Source organism: Clostridium gallinarum, from assembly GCF_014836325.1.
Lineage (GTDB): Bacteria > Bacillota > Clostridia > Clostridiales > Clostridiaceae > Clostridium > Clostridium gallinarum.
This window is the reverse complement of sequence record NZ_JACSQZ010000034.1, coordinates 1-17,250: the sequence shown is the minus strand read 5'-3', so window position 1 is coordinate 17,250 and position 17,250 is coordinate 1. Positions and strand designations below refer to the sequence as shown.

Genomic DNA, 17,250 nt, shown 5'->3' with positions numbered 1-17,250 from the left:
GTTTTTTATATAGAAAATTATAAAATGACTTTGGATAGTATATTCTTTTAAAGGTATTATTTCTTAGCAGTTAATATAAGAAGAGAATAATTTTCAAATACATTGACACTAAATAATGGTAGATATATAATATTAACAGGTTAATATGTTAAGCTTAAAACTGTTATTGAGATTTAAAAGAGTACAAGTTTTTATAACTTGATATTTCTATGAAGATAGATATGAAAAGGAGAGAGTTATATGAATAAAAAAGAAGTTAAAGAATTAATGAAGAATCAATTGATTGCAGTAATTAGAGGAAATGATATTGAAGAATCAAAGCTTATATGTAAAGCTATTATAGAATCAGGAATTACATCCTTAGAAATTACATTTAGTATTCCTAATGCAGAAAAATTAATTTGTGATTTAAAAAATGAAGTACCTAATGCACTTATAGGTGCTGGAACAGTATTATCTAAAGAGCAAGCAAAGCTTGCAATAGATAATGGGGCTGATTTTATAGTATCACCTTGTATTGTAGAAGAAGTTGGAGCTTATTGTAGAGAAAAAGATGTTTTTTGTTCAATGGGAGCTGCAACACCAACAGAAGTTTATAATTCATATCTAGCTGGAAGTGATGTAGTTAAGCTATTCCCAGGAGATTGTATTTCAATGAGTATGATTAAGGGAATTAAGGCACCTATGCCATTTATTGAAATGATGCCAACAGGTGGAGTTGATGATAAGAATGTTAAAGAGTGGTTTAAAAATGGTGCATATGCTACTGGATTTGGAGGATATTTAACTAAGGGAATAAATTCTTCTAATCTTGATTTATTAAAAGAACGTTGTGAAAGATTAATACAAGCTACTAAGTAATAAATAAATTTAAATTATTATTAGGGAGAGAGGGCAATATGAGTAAAGTATTATTATTTGGAGAGCCTATGGCTTTATTTACATCTCAAATTGAAGGAGATTTAGAAGATGTAAATATATTTGAAAAGTCAGTAGCTGGTGCAGAACTTAATGTTTGTACAGGCCTTGTAAGATTAGGGAATGAAGTTTCATATATAACTAAATTAGGTAGTGATCCATTAGGTTTATATATTAAAAAGTTTATTGATAAAGAAAATATAGGAACTGAGTTTATATCTTTTGATAATGTTAATAAAACTGGATTAATGTTTAAAAGTAAGGTTTCAGAGGGGGATCCTGTAACAGCTTATTATAGAAAGGGATCAGCATTTTCTCATATTACTCCAGAGGATATTGATAATATTAATTTTGAAGGAGTTGATCTTCTTCATGTAACTGGAATACCACCAGCTTTATCTATAAGTTGTAGGGAAGCTACATATAGATTAATTGAGAGAGCTAAGGAAAAGGGAATATATATTACTTTTGATCCAAACTTAAGACCTGCTTTATGGGAAAATGAAGAAACTATGATTAGGGTTTTAAATGATTTGGCTCGAAATTGTGATTTGATATTGCCAGGAGTAGCTGAGGGTTTAATATTAACTGGAAGTGATGATGTAGAAAAAATAGCAGATTTTTATCAAAATATTGGAGTTAATGAAGTTATTATAAAAAATGGCAGTAAGGGCGCTTATGTAAGAAGTGGAAATGATAGTTTTGAGCAACCAGGATTTAAAGTTGAAAAAGTAGTAGATACAGTAGGCGCTGGAGATGGATTTGCTGTAGGGGTGTTAAGTGGTAAATTAGAATGTTTATCAATTAAAGAATGTGTTATAAGAGGAAATGCAATTGGAGCAATTCAAGTTACGCATTTAAGTGATAATGAGGGGCTACCTACACAAGAAGAATTAAAAGAATTTATAGAAAAAAGAATATAAGAATTTAAAGTACACCTAATAGTTTGAGTTATTTTTTAGATAATACGGAGAAATAATTTAAATTATATAGGTGTATTTTATTGGTGTAGCTAAAATGTTTACATACGAATTAGTTTTTTTATAAAAAATTTTCTGAAAGTTATTGACGACGGTTTCAAAAGGTAGTAATATAATATTAACATCTTAATGTGTTAAGTGGTTAACACGGAGAAAGGAGAGGTTTAAATGGAAACTAGATATGCACATAGTCCTAAGGATATAGCGCATTATTCAACAGAAGAATTACGTAGTGAGTTTTTACAAGAAAAGATATTTGTACCAGGAGAAGTTTGCTTAACTTACCTACACTACGATCGTCAAATATTTGGAGGGGTAACACCTAAGGATAAGCCTTTAGAAATAGTGCTTTCAAAAGAACTTGGAGTAGATTATTTCTTAGAACGTCGTGAACTTGGAATAATTAACATAGGTGGTCCTGGAACTATAATTATAGATGGTAAAGAAGAAGAAATGAAAAAACAAGATGGATATTATATTGGGAAGGAAACAAAGCAAGTAGTATTTAAATCTAATGATTTAAATAACTTAGCAAAGTTTTATGTTGTATCAACACCAGCTCATCACAAATATCCAAATGTAAAAATAAGTATAGATAATATTACACCAAGAGTTGTTGGTGAAGGAAAAACATTAAATAAGAGAAAGATATTCCAATACATTCATCCAAATGTGTGTGAAAGTTGTCAATTACAAATGGGATATACAATTCTTGAAGAAGGTAGTGCATGGAATACAATGCCATGTCATACTCATGAAAGACGTATGGAAACTTATTTATATTTTGATATGAATGAAGATACAAAAGTTTTCCACCTAATGGGTAAAGCAGATGAAACTAAACATATTGTTGTTGGAAATGAAGAAGCTGTTATTTCTCCAAGTTGGTCAATACACTCAGGAGTAGGTACAAGCAACTATACATTTATATGGGCAATGTGTGGTGAAAACATAACATACGATGATATGGATATGGTTTCAATGGATGATTTAAAGTAAAATAGGAGGATAAAAATTAATGAGTAATTTTAATATGAATAATTTTTCATTAGAAGGAAAAGTAGCACTGATAACTGGAGCTTCATATGGAATTGGATATGCAATTGCATCAGGTCTAGCAAAAGCAGGAGCCACAATAGTTTTTAATGATATAAATGAAGATTTAATTAATAAGGGAATAGCTGCATATAAGGCAGATGGAATAGAAGCTAAAGGATATGTATGCGATGTAACTGATGAAGATGCAGTACAAGCTTTAGTTAAGAGAATAGAAGAGGAAGTTGGAGTTATTGATATTTTAGTTAATAATGCTGGAATAATAAAAAGAATTCCAATGACAGAAATGTCAGCAGCTGATTTTAGAAGAGTTATAGATGTAGATTTAAATGCACCTTTTATTGTTTCTAAAGCAGTAATACCTTCTATGATTAAAAAAGGTCATGGAAAAATAATTAATATATGTTCTATGATGAGTGAATTAGGTCGTGAAACGGTTAGTGCTTATGCATCTGCAAAAGGTGGATTAAAAATGCTAACAAAGAATATATGTGCAGAGTATGGTGAAAGTAATATTCAATGTAATGGTATAGGACCAGGATATATTGAAACACCACAAACAGCACCATTAAGAGTTGAAGGAAATCCATTTAATGATTTTATTATTTCTAAAACACCAGCAGCTCGTTGGGGAACTACAGATGATTTAATTGGACCTACAGTATTCTTAGCATCAGATGCTTCTAATTTTGTAAATGGACACATCTTATATGTAGATGGTGGAATACTTGCTTCTATAGGAAAGCAACCAGAAGCATAAAAATATACTGTGTATACTTGAATGCCGATATAATATAACATATAATATGATATATTATATTAACATGTTATATTATTAAGGAGTTAAGAGAAATGATTGCAAAATATGAAATTATAAAGCAAGACATTATTCAGATGATTGAAGAGAAAAAGTTTAAGCCTGGAGATAAAATTTATTCAGAGGGAGAGTTAAAAAAACTTTACAACGTTAGTAGTACTACAGTTGTTAGAGCTCTTCAAGATTTAGTTTTAAGTGGCTACCTTATTAGAAAACAAGGAGAGGGAACTTATGTAAGAAAGTCATTTAAGCATAGACGTGCTTTCTTTGATGAAGGTAGCCCAATAATTGAAGAGTTTAAAAATAAGTATTCTGAGAAAAGGATAGTAGAAAGTAAAAAGATTATATTTGTAAAAGAAATAGAAGATAGTGAAATTGCTGAAAAGTTAAAGGTTAGAACTAATGAAGTTTTAGTTCAATTTTGTAGGGTAAGTTATGTTAATGATACACCATGGCAAATACAAAATAGCTATATTCCAAAAAAATATTTAAAGAATTTTGACTATAATAATTTAAATGAAGATGATAGATTTTCGGATGAGTTAAATAAAGCCTTAGGAATAAATTTAATGACTTTACCTATGAAACAAAAAATAGAAGTAGAATTTCCTATTAAAGATAAAAGTGTAGCTGAATCTTTAATTTTAGATGAAAATACACCAGTGTATAAATCAGATAGAATTACATACTATCCTGCTCAAATACCATTTGAATTTGCAAGAAATTATATAAATTATAAATTTTATTCCATAGAAATTCAAACTGAAGATAATGTCTAATTAAAAATTTGACATTAAGGAGTTTTGGAAAATATGCGTAACATTATAAAAGAACCGTTACTTAAAAGTGAACGTTATTTTAATAATGGTTTCCTAACTAAGGAAACCATTATAAAAGCACTAGATAAATGTATAAAAAAGATAGATAGAAATATTGAAATATTTGGAGAAAACTTCCCAACTCCAGCTACTAAGAATAATACATATGAAGTTATGGATAATACTGAGTGGACTAATGGATTTTGGACTGGAATTCTATGGTTAGCTTATGAATACACAAAGGATAATAAATATAAAGAGTTAGCAGAGAAAAATGTTGAATCTTTTTATAACAGAATTGTAAATAATATAGAAGTTGCTCATCATGACTTAGGCTTCCTTTACATTCCTTCTTGTGTAAGTGCTTATAAATTAACAGGTAACCAAATGGCTTATGATGCAGCTGTTATGGCTGCAGATGCATTGATTAAACGTTACCAAGAGAAGGGCGAATTTATTCAGGCTTGGGGAGAATTAGGGGCAGCTGATAATTATAGATTAATTGTAGATTGTCTTTTAAATATTCCTTTATTATATTGGGCAACAGAAGTAAGTGGGGATGAAAAGTATAAGGAAATTGCTAAGAAGCACTTTAGAACAACTATAGCAAATGCAGTTAGAGATAATGCTTCTGCATATCATACCTTCTATTTTGATACTGAGACTGGAAAGCCTGTTGGTGGTAAAACTAGACAAGGATATTCAGATGATTCAAGTTGGGCAAGAGGCCAAGCGTGGATAATATACGGAATAGCATTAAACTATTTCCATGATATGAATGAAGAAAATGTAAACATTTTTGAAGCAGTATCTAATTACTTTATAAATAGATTACCAGATGATTTTGTATGTTATTGGGACTTAATTTTCAATGATGGTTCGGGACAATCAAGAGATTCATCTTCAGCAGCTATTGCAGTTTGTGGATTAAATTTAATGGACAAGTTCCTACCAGAAACCAATGAAATGAAGAATGTCTATAGATATGTACAACATGCAATGTTAGGCAGTTTAATAAAGAATTATACTGATGACTTGACAGATGGAGCTGCAGCACTTATAAATCACGGAGTTTATTCTTGGCATTCAGGCAAAGGTGTAGATGAAGGTAATATTTGGGGTGACTATTTTTACATGGAAGCCTTAATTAGATTTTATAAGGATTGGGAAATGTATTGGTAAATTAAAAAAATAATAAATTAATAAATAATTTTACAATGGAGGAATTAATATGGAAAATAAGCCAAATATCAAAATGGTACGTGTTGATGAAAGATTAATACATGGACAAGGACAATTATGGATTAAAAGTTTAGGAGCTAATTTAGTAATAGTTGCAAACGATAAAGTTTCAACAGATAACATTCAACAAACTTTAATGAAATCGATTGTTTCTAAAGATGTTGGAATGCGTTTCTGGACAATTGATAGAACTAATGAAGTGATTTTTAAGGCAGCTCCACATCAAACTATTTTTACAGTTGTTAAGTCTTGCCAAGATGCACTTAGATTAGCAGAAGGTGGATTCCCTATAGAAGAATTGAATATAGGGAATGTTCATGCAGCTGAAGGGAAAGAAAAAATTTCTCAATTTATTTATTTAGGTGAAGAAGATAAAGAAGCATTACGTATATTAAGAGATAAATATCATGTAAAGTTTAATACAAAAACATCACCAGTTTCAGACGATGGTGTTAAATCTATAGATGCTTTAAATAATGCTCTAAAATAGGGGGAGAAAAACATGGAAATATCAATAACTCAAGCAATTTTAATCGGCTTAATTACTGCATTTTGTTATTCAGGACAACTATTAGGGATTTATACAAATCGTTCAATAGTTATGGCATTTTTCGTAGGTCTTGTTCTAGGAGATATTCCTACAGCTTTAACATTTGGTGCTTTAGCTGAACTAGCATTCATGGGATTTGGTGCTGGTGCTGGTGGAACAGTTCCTCCAAACCAATTAGGACCTGGAATAATAGGAACAATTATGGCTATTACTTTAAAGAATCAAGGAGTTACTCCTGAATCTGCTTTATCTTTATCATTCCCATTTGCTGTATTATTCCAATTAGTTACAACTGCTATATATACTGCTTTAGCAGGAACAACAGATACTGCTAAGAAATTAATAAAAGAAGGAAAGTATAGTAAATTTAATTTACTTGCAAATAGCACTATAATTGCATTCGCAGTAGTAGGATTTATTATAGGTGTTACATCAGCTATAAGTTTACCAGCTTTACAAGCATTTGTTAATATATTACCAGATTGGTTAATAACAGGATTCTCAGTAGCCGGAGGACTTATACCTGCAATTGGATTTGCAATGATCATGTCAGTTATGATTAAAAAAGAATTAATACCATATGTTTTATTAGGATATATTTGTGCATCATATTTAGGATTACCAACTATGGCTATAGCTTTAGTTGGGGCAGTATTCGCTTTAATTATGTATAATTTAAATACTAATAATGCACAAAACACAGTAGCAACTGCTAATGCTGTTAATGTTTCTGATGAGGAGGATTTTTCAAATGGAATCTAGAAAACCTGTATTAACACAAAAAGATTATTTAAAGACAACTCTTAGAAGTTATTTTTTACAAAATGGATTTAACTATAATTCATATCAAGGAACAGGATATTTATTCTTAATTCTTCCAGCATTAAAAAAGATTTATAAGAATGATCCTGAAAAATTAAAAGAAGTTGCTGCATCTAATATTGAGTTTTATAATATAAACCCTCATGTTTTACCATTTGAAACAAGCATGCACATAGCAATGTATGATCATGGTGAAGATATAGAAAATTCACGTAGTATAAAGATGGCATTAATGGGACCTTTAGCAGGAATAGGAGATTCAATTTGCCAATTTGGATTAGCACCATTATTCTCAACTATTTTTGCTGGTTTAGCTATGGATGGATTAACTTTTGCTCCAATGGCTTTCTGGGTAACTATGTTAATTTCTATGTTATTACTTAAATTAGGAATGGGATATTTAGGTTATAAGTTAGGAACAAGTGTAATAGATACTTTAAGTGAAAAAATTGGTCAAGTTTCTAGTGCTGCTAGTATAGTAGGTGTTACAGTTATATCTGCATTATCAGTTAGCTTTGTAAAAGCTAAGATAGGTATACAATATGCTACTACACTTGCATCTGGAGAAGAACAAGTTGTATCTATTCAAACAATTTTAGATAAAATACTTCCAAATATGCTACCAGCTATTATTACTATAGCAGTATTTACATTAGTAAAAAAATATAAATGGTCAACATATAAATTATTAGCTTTATTATTTGCATTAGGTATAGGGCTTTCATACTTTGGTATTTTAGTTTAGGAGGATTTAATATGTATAAATTAGTGATTGTAGGACATGGTAATTTTCCAAGTGGAGTTTTATCAGCAGCATCTTTATTAGTGGGAAAAAATGAAAATATATGTAGTTTTGATTTGGATGAAAACGAAACACATGAAGGCTTTGAAAAGAAGTTAAAAGAGTTATTGGATAATAATGATAAAGTGGTAGTTCTTGCGGACTTAACAGGTGGAGCACCACATCAAATAGCAGCTCGTTTAATATTAGAAGGTGGAAAAATAAATCAATATGTTATTTCAGGAGTTAATCTTGCTTTAGTTGTAGACTTAGCAATGAAATGTTGTATTGGTGAAGTATCAGATGATGAAATGCAAGATTCGATACTTAATTCTATTGAGGAATGTAAAGAAACAACAACTTTATTATGCCCTAGGATGATGTAAGTATGAATACTCAAAATATAATATTTATAGTATTGATTGGTGTAATGTTTTTAGTTTATTTTATTATATCTCCTATTATTAAATATAAGGGAATACAAGAAAATAATAAAAAACATTCTGATTTTCTTAATAAGCTTAATACTGGAGATAAGGTAGTATTAAACTCTGGTATTTTTGGAACTTTAAAAGAAAAGAGTGAAGAATGTTATTCTATTGAAATAAGTAAAGGGGTTATAATAAAAGTTCTGCCATCTAGTATTATAGGAAGAAGTTGAGGGTAAATTATGATAACTTTTGATTTAATTAATAAATATAGTAATGACTTTTTATCAGGTAATTGGAAGAACCTTGTTAATGATAATTGTAAAAAAGAAATAAAAAGAGCAAAGTTTCAAGGTGATTTACTTTGTAAAAAAGTAATGCTTTATAATGATCCTATGGATATGGAGGCAACTTCAATTCCGTATACATTTGATGGAATTGAGTGGAATAGGAGTGCTAATTTAGATCCAGAATGGACTTATATGTTAAATCGTAATGGATTTATGATTGATTTAGCAGTTGCATATAGACTTACTGGAGATAAAAAGTATATAGAGAAGTGGAAGGAATATCTTTTTAACTTCATTAAATATAATGGAATTCCTTCAGAATATAATAAGGATTCTTGGCGTAATCTTGATACAGGTATAAGATTATCTAACTGGATGAGAAGCCTTGTATATTTAGGAAGTGATTTAGAATTAACTGAAGAGGAAATAAAGAAGTTTGAAGAATCACTAAAAATACATGTTGAATTTTTATATGGGGATTATACACCAAAACAATTGTTAAGTAATTGGGGAGTTTTATTGATTACAGGTGTATTATCAGTATCAATTTTATTCCCAGAGCTTGTAGATGATGAGCATAGAAAATGGGCATGGGACTTGCTAGAAGATCAGCTTGATATTCAATTTTATCAAGATGGTGTACAATGGGAGCAAAGTCCTATGTACCACCATGAAGTTGTGTTAAGTACAGCATATGTTATGATGCATGCTGAATATACAAATCATAGTGTTCCAATGAATATTAGAGAAAAATTAAAGCCTTTAGTTGCTGCATCAGAGTTCTATATAAATCACAATGAAAAATTACTTTCTTTACATGATAGTGATAATGTTGATTTTTCATATGTATATAGTATATATAGATGCCTTGGTTTAGCAACTGAGGCTCCTTCAAATAATGAAAAGGGAATATTATTTGTTGGAAGTAATTATAAGGATAAGTATAGCAACTTAGAAAGTTCTATAGTTAAAGGATGTTTTAAACAAATAGATAGTGGATTTTTAGCGTATAAAGATGAGAATCATTTAATAACGCTATTTAATGGAAGGCATGGAAGCGCTCATGGACATGCAGCTCTTGGTAGTTTAACAATTAATTTAAATAAACAAGATATTGTAAATGATCCAGGAAGATTTACTTATAAGCATGATTCGCCATTAAGAACAGGTTTGAAAAAACAATGGATGCATAATACTGTTGATGTTGATAATAAGGAAGACTTTAAAATTAGTGGAGATTCTTCTTATGCTGAAGTACAAGATCCAATAGGAAATGCTTATAACCAAAAAGGTAATTATATAGCATTAGAAGGTGTATGGTCTGGAAAAGCTAATATTAAAGAAAATGAAAGAGGAGAAATCTTAGAGAAAAATTTATATACAGTAAGAAGAACTGCTTTCATAGAAAATAAAATGAATGTTGTAATTGTATTTACAGCAATTGATTATCCTGGTGAGCATAATTGGCGTTCAATATACAACCTTCAACCAACAGCCAAATGTGTTGAAGCAGGAGAAAAATCAATTATTGAAACAGATAATATGAGCTTTGTATTAGAATCCTTAGAAGGAGAAAACTATGTTAAATTAAAGAGTATTTTCTCTATTAAATATAATCAGTTATGTAATAATGATAAGTTAGTAGCTACGTCTTCTTTTATAGATAGAGGAGTTAAAGTAGAAGCTTTTTATGAAAAAGATGCTGTAGAGATTAAAAATTTATATGTTCATCAAAATGGTAAATCAGAAGAAGCTGAGAAGGATAAGATGGTGGGTTTTGAAGTGAAAAGCTTAAATAGTGATGATGAGTTTTCAATATTCTATTGTGCTTTTGATACTTTTAAAGGTGATAAGATTTATTATAGTGAAAAAGGACAAGGAATCTTTGGAAAATTAACTGTCTTTGATAAAGATAATAAGAGAATTAAGCTTTTATAATATAGCTTTAATTAATAGTAAAAAGGAGTATAGTAATATGTTAAAAATTCAATTAGTTTCTGGAAGTGGAGAGATAATTAAAGAAGCATTTAGTGAAGACCGTGTATATTTAGGATATAAGGGAACTCTAGATGATGGAGCTTTAGTAAGAATTATAAACTCTAATCCAGGAGAATATTTATGGGTTAAGATAAATAAATGTATTGATAAATCATTAGTTTATTTTAAAGGTACTGAAATGAATTATGAATTTCCTTTTACTGAAGAAGCTAAGGTAGCTTATCCAATTGGTGCTTTTGAAGGAGATAGACATTATTTTTCAGTTGAGAAACCTAGCAAAGAAGAATTGAAGCAATATAGAAATGTAGCTTTGAATCCTTCAGATCAAAAGAATGCAATTGGTGTTTATCCTCATGCATTAGCAAATGTAGAAACTAGAAATGAATCTGTATTCTTTGCAAGTAATGCGATAGATGGTATTTGTGTAACTGATGGACATGGTAGATGGCCATATCAATCTTGGGGAATAAACAAACAAAAGGATGCGGAGATAACTATTGAGTTTGGAAGAGAAGTTTTAATAAATAAAATAGGTTTATTTTTAAGAGCAGATTATCCGCATGATAGTTATTGGATAAGTGTTAAATTATCATTATCAAATGGAGAAGAAATGATATTTGAAACAACTAATAATACAGAGTGTCAATATTTTGATATTCCAGAATCTAAGGTTGAGTGGATAAAATTATCAAACTTAATAAAAAATGATGATGAATCAGAATTCCCAGCATTGACACAAATTGAAGCTTGGGGATGGATTGATTTAGGGAAATAGTTATATAATGGATAAAAAACTTACTAATTAATCTTAGTAAGTTTTTTATTAAAAAGAAAATGTAAACGTATTCCGACTGTCGATTTAAAAATAATTTGAATCTGGGGGGATAGTATGAATAATGAATTTATAACAGGAATTGCGTTGCTTTTATCAACAACTTATGCAACGCCTACGGTTCTAGATACTGTCAATATAGTTAAAGAAGAAAACAAATATACTATTAGCTCTGAAGTTTTGGCGAAAGAGGTAAATAAAGTTGAAAATGATTTTTAGACTATAAAAAACAATTATAATGCCTTTTTAGTAGGGACAGAAGAGATTAATTCCAATTCATTATTAAATTCTAAGATAAATAATATAATAAAAAAAGGCATATCAGATCTAAACGAATATATCAAATAAGAAGACACATTATTTAGAGGACTTCCATTAAACAATCAAGAAAAAGCCGATAATTTGAACAGTAGCTATTTAAAATTATATGAAATGGCACTTTTATATAGTGTTAGCTTAGAAGGTAATACTTATTATAAAAATGAAGATCTAAGAAATAAAATAATACAAGGCTTAGAGTGGTTATATACAAATTATTACTCAAAAACTTCTGAAGGATATTACGGAAATTGATATCATTGGGAAATAGGTATGCCTCAGAATATTACTAAAACTTTAATGCTTTTAGAAGATGAAATAAATTCTTTAAATCCAGAACTTATTACTTTATATATTTCTTAAATGGATAATTATATTCGTGGTGGATTAATAGATGGAAATACAAATGGGGATATAGATTTAAAAAGTCGTTTCCATACTGGTTCTAATTTAGCTGATATAGAATTCAATAAAATAATTCAAGGGACTTTGGTAAAAGATGATAAAAGAATAGAAAAAGCAGTAAGTGATATGATGACTATTTATGAGACTATTGATCCTAATAATATAGTTAATGGTGTAACCGATGGATCCTTTATACAACATAATAGAGTTTCATATACAGGATATTATAGTAAAGTATTACTTCAAAGAAGTATGCAAGTTATTTCTACTTTAAATGGAAGTAGATGGAGTAATGAAGATTTAATAGATAAAATGGAACTGTGAATATATGAAGCTTTTGCACCAGTTATATATGAGGGATATATGATGGAGATAGTTAAAGGAAGAGGAATTTCGATAGTAACTACAGGATATGCTGATACAGTTGATATTGTAGAATGTATGACTCAATTAAGTGAAGCCATGGATGAAGAAAAAGCAAAGACTTTAAAGTCATATATAAAGTATATTAATGATGTAAGTAAAGTTTCTATATCAACTAATGGATTTGTTTCTCTTAAATCAATAATAGATTTCAATATTATGGGAAAAAACAGTTCGTTCTAGAGAAGGATATTCGTTTGTAGTTTCAAGAAGTTCAAGGCGCATATCAAAATATGAGTATATGAGTGGGGAGAATTTAAAACCTTGGTTCCAAGGGGATGGGGCTTTTTACTTATATCAATCAGGAAATAATCAAACTGAATCTTATGGAGTAAATTATATCGCAACTGTTGATTCATACCATTTACCAGGAACAAATAATTATTCAGGTGGAACAACTCTTGATACTTATGGAACTTCTGCTATGCAACTTGGCGATGATAATGCATATGCAGCTAAACAATTAGGTTTATTACCAGATGATTTTGTAGTTTATAAAAATTGTAATGCAAATAAATCTTGGTTTATGTTTGAGGATGAAATTGTTGTAGTAGGATCTAATATAATTGATGATCTTAAAAGAGGAGTTACTACTACTTTAGATAATCCTATGTCACTAGAATCTGAAAATGTAGTTTTAGAAGGTAAGAGTAAGGATTCTAATGATATAAGTATTTTAGAAAATGGAAAATATAACAACTTAGATTGGATAAGTTATTCAACGGATTCGCATAATTCTAATATTGGTTATTACTTCCAGAATAGCAAAGAAATCAATATAAATAATGAATTGAGAACTGCCAATCTAAGAGATATTAGACAAGCAAATTCAGATAAAGAAGTTACAACACAATTTACAACACTAACATACAATCATAGTAGTGGTGAAGAAAAGGATAGCTATGCATATGTTATTTTACCTAATTTTGATAAGGAGATGACAAGTAATTATGCTGAAAATCCTAAGATAAATATATTAGTAAATAGCGAATCTGTTCATGCTTTAGAGCAAACTGATTTAAATATTACAGGATATAATTTTTTCGATAATGAAGAAAGAACAGTTGGAAATATTACATCGTTTAATCAAGCATCTTAATGGTAGAAGAAGAAAATAATACACTGAAGTTATCTGTATCTGATCCTACTTTTGGATTAGAACAAATACATTTAGTGTTAAAGATTCCTAATGCAAAATTAATAACGAGTGATGAAAGAATAGCTATGGATATAAATGAAGATAAAATAGACATTAGAGTTAATACAAAATCAGCAAATAGAGCTTCATTTTAGGCAACTTTCCAACTAAGGACTATTGAGGATTTAAAAACAATTATTTCAGAAGCAAAAGAATTAAATGAAAGTGATTATATAGCTAAAAGTTGGAATAATATGATAACAGTATTATTAAGTGTAGAGAAACTTTCTGATGATGCTAATCAACAGGAGATTGATAATGCAATTTTAGAGTTAAAAAAAGCTATTAGTGAGCTTGAAAAAGTTTTAAGAGTAGAAATTTTAAAAATTATAAAAGAAGGAGAAAATATTTTTTCGGAAAAATATACAAAGGATAGCTTAAGTAATTTTGAGCTTGCATTAAATAGTGCAAAAAAATAAACGAAGATAGAAATTCAAGTCAAAAAGAAATTGATAGTGCTGTAGAGGTTTTAAGAAATGCAATAGATAATCTAAAGCTAAAAAATAATAATAATTTTAATAATAATGAATCATCTGAGAGTAATAATGACAATAACAATGAATCTTTTGAAAATAATATAGGTAATAATAATGAAGCGTCTAATAGTAAATTACCTATAACAGGAGGAGCTTCAACATTTACTTTATGTGGATTTGTAGCATTACTCATTTCTAAAGGGTTCATGTTAAGAAAAAGAAAATAAGCGAAGTTTTTTAACTTCGCTTATTTTTATAATAGCATAATCTAACAGTATATGATATAATTACTCTGATTAAAAATTGGTTAAAATTAGAATAATTATAGAGTAAAACAAAGGTGATTTATTTGTATAAAAAGATATTTATTATTTTATTAGTTATATTTATTATAAATACCATAGTACCTAAAAATGTTTATGCAGAAGAGAAAAATGATGTTGTTAAAGTTGGATTATTTCCTTTAGAACCATATGCTTATTTAAATTCTAAAGGTGAATTAGAAGGGTATTATGTAGAATTATTTGATTTGATTTCTAAAAAAATGAATATTGAAGTTGAATATGTTTTAGGTGAGATGAAAGATTGGTTATCTAATTTAGAAAATAGAAATGTAGATATAATTCTAGGAGCATCTATAACAAAAGATAGAATGGAGAAGTTTATTTTTAATAAAAATAGTATTGCATTAGAGGGGTTTGCACTTTACAGTAATAAAAATAAAATAGACTCTGTTAATTTTGAAAATTTAAATGGATTAAGATTTGGATATATTGCTGAAAATGTTAAGTCACAATGGGTTTTTAATTTTTTTAAAGCTATTAGTATAAATGTTGTTCCAGTAGTAGGTAAGGATTATTCTGAATTAAAAGAGTTTATGGAAGATGATAAAATAGATTTAATGGTTGATAGTAATTTTAGCAATAACAGATATAAAAAAATATATGAATTTATAGGAGATCAAGTTTATATAGCAGCTAATAAAGAAAGTGAGGATTTATTAGCGAAAATAGATGAAGCAATAGCAGAATGTAATAGAGATGAAGACAATCCTATAGAAAAGCTTTATAATAGCTACTTTGATAAAGGTGGAGAAAACATAGAGAAAAGATTATTAATATTAATATCTATTGTAAGTATAATTTTCACGATACTATTTATTAGTTACGGAATTCCATATTTGGTAAAAATATTTAAAAGGAAGAAAATAAATAAAAGATTAAAAGAGAATAGATATTTATTACATTATCAACCAATATATGATCCTATAAAAGAAAAAATAGTAGGCTTTGAGGGATTATTAAGATTAAAAGACAAAAAGGGAAATATAATATCACCAGCCAAGTTTATACCTGAAATTGAGAGAAATAATATGTTATTTGATGTAACTATATGGATAATTAATAAGGTAGTAAAAGATTATAAAAACATTTATAAATACACAAATAGTACTGAGGATAATTTCTATATTTCTCTTAATTTATCAATAGATGAAATTCAAAGCAATAAATTTGTAGACAAAGCTATAGAAATATTAAAGAAATCTAAATTAGAGAGTAATAGTATTTGTTTAGAAATAGTAGAGAGAGTAGGAATAAAAGATTTACATAAAATAATGAACAATATATCTAGGTTAAAAAATGCAGGTTTTAAAATAGCTATAGACGATTTTGGAACAGAGTATTCCAATTTAGATGTTTTGGAAAAGTTAGATGCAGATATTATAAAGGTTGATAAAAAATTTGTAGATGGACTAGGAAAGCATTTAATAAAAAATGAAACTATATTATTTATATTAAGGGTAGCGGAGAAATGTGAAAAATCTGTTGTTTTAGAAGGGATAGAGAGTAAAGAACAAGATAATATAATAAAAAGCTTTAATAGTAAAAATGTGTTTGTACAAGGATATTTTTATAATAAGCCTATGGAAATAGAAGCAATTAAAGCTTTATAATTTATATTTCTAAGGAGGAAGTTATGAAAATAAATTTAAAAGCTTTTTTGTTTATGTTAATAATGATTTCTACTTTGTCAGTGAATAAAATAGTAAAAGCAGAAAGTAATAATTTTGAGGATAAAGTATATAAGGTAGGTTTAATTGATTTTAGTCCATATGCTGAAGTTGATGAAAATGGTGTATTTAAAGGATATTATGTAGATTTTTTTGATTTAATAGCTAAAGAGTTGAATTTAAAATATGAGTATGTTTTAGTTAATAATTTAGAATCTATTGAAAAAATTGCAAGTGGAGAAATAGATTTTTCTCTTGGAATAACTATAACGCCTTCAAGAGCTGAAAAAGTTATATTTAGTGTAAATCATATAGCACTTGAAAAACTTGCTTTATATACAAATAAAGATATTGATTCATATAACTTAAATGAATTAAATGGATTAAGATTTGGAGCAATAAGGGAAAGAGCTACAGATTGGATATTAGATTTCTTTAAAGCTAGCAATATAGAAGTAGAATTAGTATATGGTGATAGCTATGAAGAAATAAATAAATTATTAGATAATGGTTCAATTGATTTGATTTTAGATAGTGCATATAAGAAAAGTAATTATAAAAAAATATATGAATTTATAGATTCACAAGTATACATAGCAGCTAATAAAAGTAATAAAGAGGTATTAAATGCCATTGATAGGACTATAAATAAAATTAATAGTGAAGATCCAGAAAAGATAGAAAATCTTTATAATAGTTATTTTGAAAAAGATAAAGTAAGAAAAGAAAAAGTAGAAAGATTTCTAAATATAGGATTAATGATTATTTCTATTATTTTAGCTGTAATACTATTATTTCCAATTATAAAAAGGTATATTTATAAGGAATATGTTAAATTCCTTATAAGAAATAATAAATATTTAATTTATTATAAACCTATTTATAAG

At 28.2% G+C, this 17,250-nt stretch carries 19 protein-coding genes and 2 pseudogenes; all 21 read left to right on the top strand.

The window, feature by feature from the left end; genetic code table 11:
• Positions 1-240: 240 nt before the first annotated feature.
• Positions 241-861, top strand: coding sequence for a bifunctional 4-hydroxy-2-oxoglutarate aldolase/2-dehydro-3-deoxy-phosphogluconate aldolase (locus tag H9660_RS10070; RefSeq protein ID WP_191750253.1), 621 nt, complete (start codon positions 241-243; stop codon positions 859-861).
• Positions 862-899: 38 nt separating this feature from the next.
• Positions 900-1,841, top strand: coding sequence for a sugar kinase (locus H9660_RS10065; RefSeq protein ID WP_191750252.1), 942 nt, complete (start codon positions 900-902; stop codon positions 1,839-1,841).
• A 225-nt stretch (positions 1,842-2,066) separates the two neighbouring features.
• Entirely contained in the window at positions 2,067-2,897 is an 831-nt protein-coding gene (kduI, locus tag H9660_RS10060) for a 5-dehydro-4-deoxy-D-glucuronate isomerase (RefSeq protein WP_191750251.1), read from the top strand.
• Between the two features lie 19 nt (positions 2,898-2,916).
• Positions 2,917-3,714, top strand: a complete 798-nt coding sequence (locus H9660_RS10055) for a gluconate 5-dehydrogenase (RefSeq protein WP_191750250.1) — start codon at positions 2,917-2,919, stop codon at positions 3,712-3,714.
• 92 nt (positions 3,715-3,806) lie between these two features.
• Positions 3,807-4,550 (top strand): GntR family transcriptional regulator, encoded by a 744-nt coding sequence (locus H9660_RS10050; RefSeq protein WP_191750249.1) that lies wholly within the window; start codon positions 3,807-3,809, stop codon positions 4,548-4,550.
• Between the two features lie 33 nt (positions 4,551-4,583).
• Positions 4,584-5,771, top strand: coding sequence for a glycoside hydrolase family 88 protein (locus tag H9660_RS10045; protein WP_191750248.1), 1,188 nt, complete (start codon positions 4,584-4,586; stop codon positions 5,769-5,771).
• Between the two features lie 49 nt (positions 5,772-5,820).
• A complete protein-coding gene (locus tag H9660_RS10040) occupies positions 5,821-6,321 on the top strand; it encodes a PTS sugar transporter subunit IIB (protein ID WP_191750247.1) in 501 nt (166 codons plus the stop codon).
• A gap of 12 nt (positions 6,322-6,333) precedes the next feature.
• Positions 6,334-7,143 (top strand): PTS mannose/fructose/sorbose/N-acetylgalactosamine transporter subunit IIC, encoded by an 810-nt coding sequence (locus tag H9660_RS10035; RefSeq protein WP_191750246.1) that lies wholly within the window; start codon positions 6,334-6,336, stop codon positions 7,141-7,143.
• On the top strand, positions 7,133-7,948 hold the full coding sequence (locus H9660_RS10030; RefSeq protein WP_191750245.1) for a PTS system mannose/fructose/sorbose family transporter subunit IID: 816 nt from the start codon (positions 7,133-7,135) through the stop codon (positions 7,946-7,948). Before H9660_RS10035 ends, H9660_RS10030 begins: the two co-directional genes overlap by 11 nt.
• A gap of 11 nt (positions 7,949-7,959) precedes the next feature.
• Positions 7,960-8,370 carry a PTS sugar transporter subunit IIA gene (locus H9660_RS10025; RefSeq protein WP_191750244.1) on the top strand — a complete coding sequence of 137 codons (411 nt, stop codon included), beginning with the start codon at positions 7,960-7,962 and terminating at the stop codon, positions 8,368-8,370.
• A 2-nt stretch (positions 8,371-8,372) separates the two neighbouring features.
• A complete protein-coding gene (locus H9660_RS10020; protein WP_191750243.1) occupies positions 8,373-8,645 on the top strand; it encodes a preprotein translocase subunit YajC in 273 nt (90 codons plus the stop codon).
• A gap of 9 nt (positions 8,646-8,654) precedes the next feature.
• Positions 8,655-10,640 (top strand): heparinase II/III family protein, encoded by a 1,986-nt coding sequence (locus tag H9660_RS10015; protein WP_191750242.1) that lies wholly within the window; start codon positions 8,655-8,657, stop codon positions 10,638-10,640.
• Positions 10,641-10,677: 37 nt separating this feature from the next.
• Positions 10,678-11,475: a hypothetical protein gene (locus tag H9660_RS10010; RefSeq protein ID WP_191750241.1), complete on the top strand. Its 798-nt coding sequence runs from the start codon at positions 10,678-10,680 to the stop codon at positions 11,473-11,475.
• Positions 11,476-11,589: 114 nt separating this feature from the next.
• Positions 11,590-11,751, top strand: a complete 162-nt coding sequence (locus H9660_RS10005) for a hypothetical protein (RefSeq protein ID WP_191750240.1) — start codon at positions 11,590-11,592, stop codon at positions 11,749-11,751.
• Between the two features lie 147 nt (positions 11,752-11,898).
• Positions 11,899-12,105: pseudogene (locus H9660_RS16675) on the top strand (hypothetical protein); the annotation flags it as partial.
• Between the two features lie 108 nt (positions 12,106-12,213).
• A pseudogene (locus H9660_RS16320) lies at positions 12,214-12,861 on the top strand (hypothetical protein).
• Positions 12,827-13,777: a polysaccharide lyase family 8 super-sandwich domain-containing protein gene (locus H9660_RS09985; protein WP_341479588.1), complete on the top strand. Its 951-nt coding sequence runs from the start codon at positions 12,827-12,829 to the stop codon at positions 13,775-13,777. The pseudogene H9660_RS16320 and the gene H9660_RS09985 overlap by 35 nt, the downstream one beginning before the upstream one ends.
• On the top strand, positions 13,777-13,971 hold the full coding sequence (locus H9660_RS09980; protein ID WP_191750236.1) for a hypothetical protein: 195 nt from the start codon (positions 13,777-13,779) through the stop codon (positions 13,969-13,971). The genes H9660_RS09985 and H9660_RS09980 overlap by 1 nt, the downstream gene beginning before the upstream one ends.
• Before the next feature lie 99 nt (positions 13,972-14,070).
• Positions 14,071-14,295: a hypothetical protein gene (locus tag H9660_RS09975; RefSeq protein WP_191750235.1), complete on the top strand. Its 225-nt coding sequence runs from the start codon at positions 14,071-14,073 to the stop codon at positions 14,293-14,295.
• Between the two features lie 406 nt (positions 14,296-14,701).
• Positions 14,702-16,306 (top strand): EAL domain-containing protein, encoded by a 1,605-nt coding sequence (locus tag H9660_RS09965; protein WP_191750233.1) that lies wholly within the window; start codon positions 14,702-14,704, stop codon positions 16,304-16,306.
• Positions 16,307-16,329: 23 nt separating this feature from the next.
• The coding region (locus tag H9660_RS09960; protein ID WP_191750232.1) for a substrate-binding periplasmic protein at positions 16,330-17,250 on the top strand (921 nt) is incomplete at its 3' end.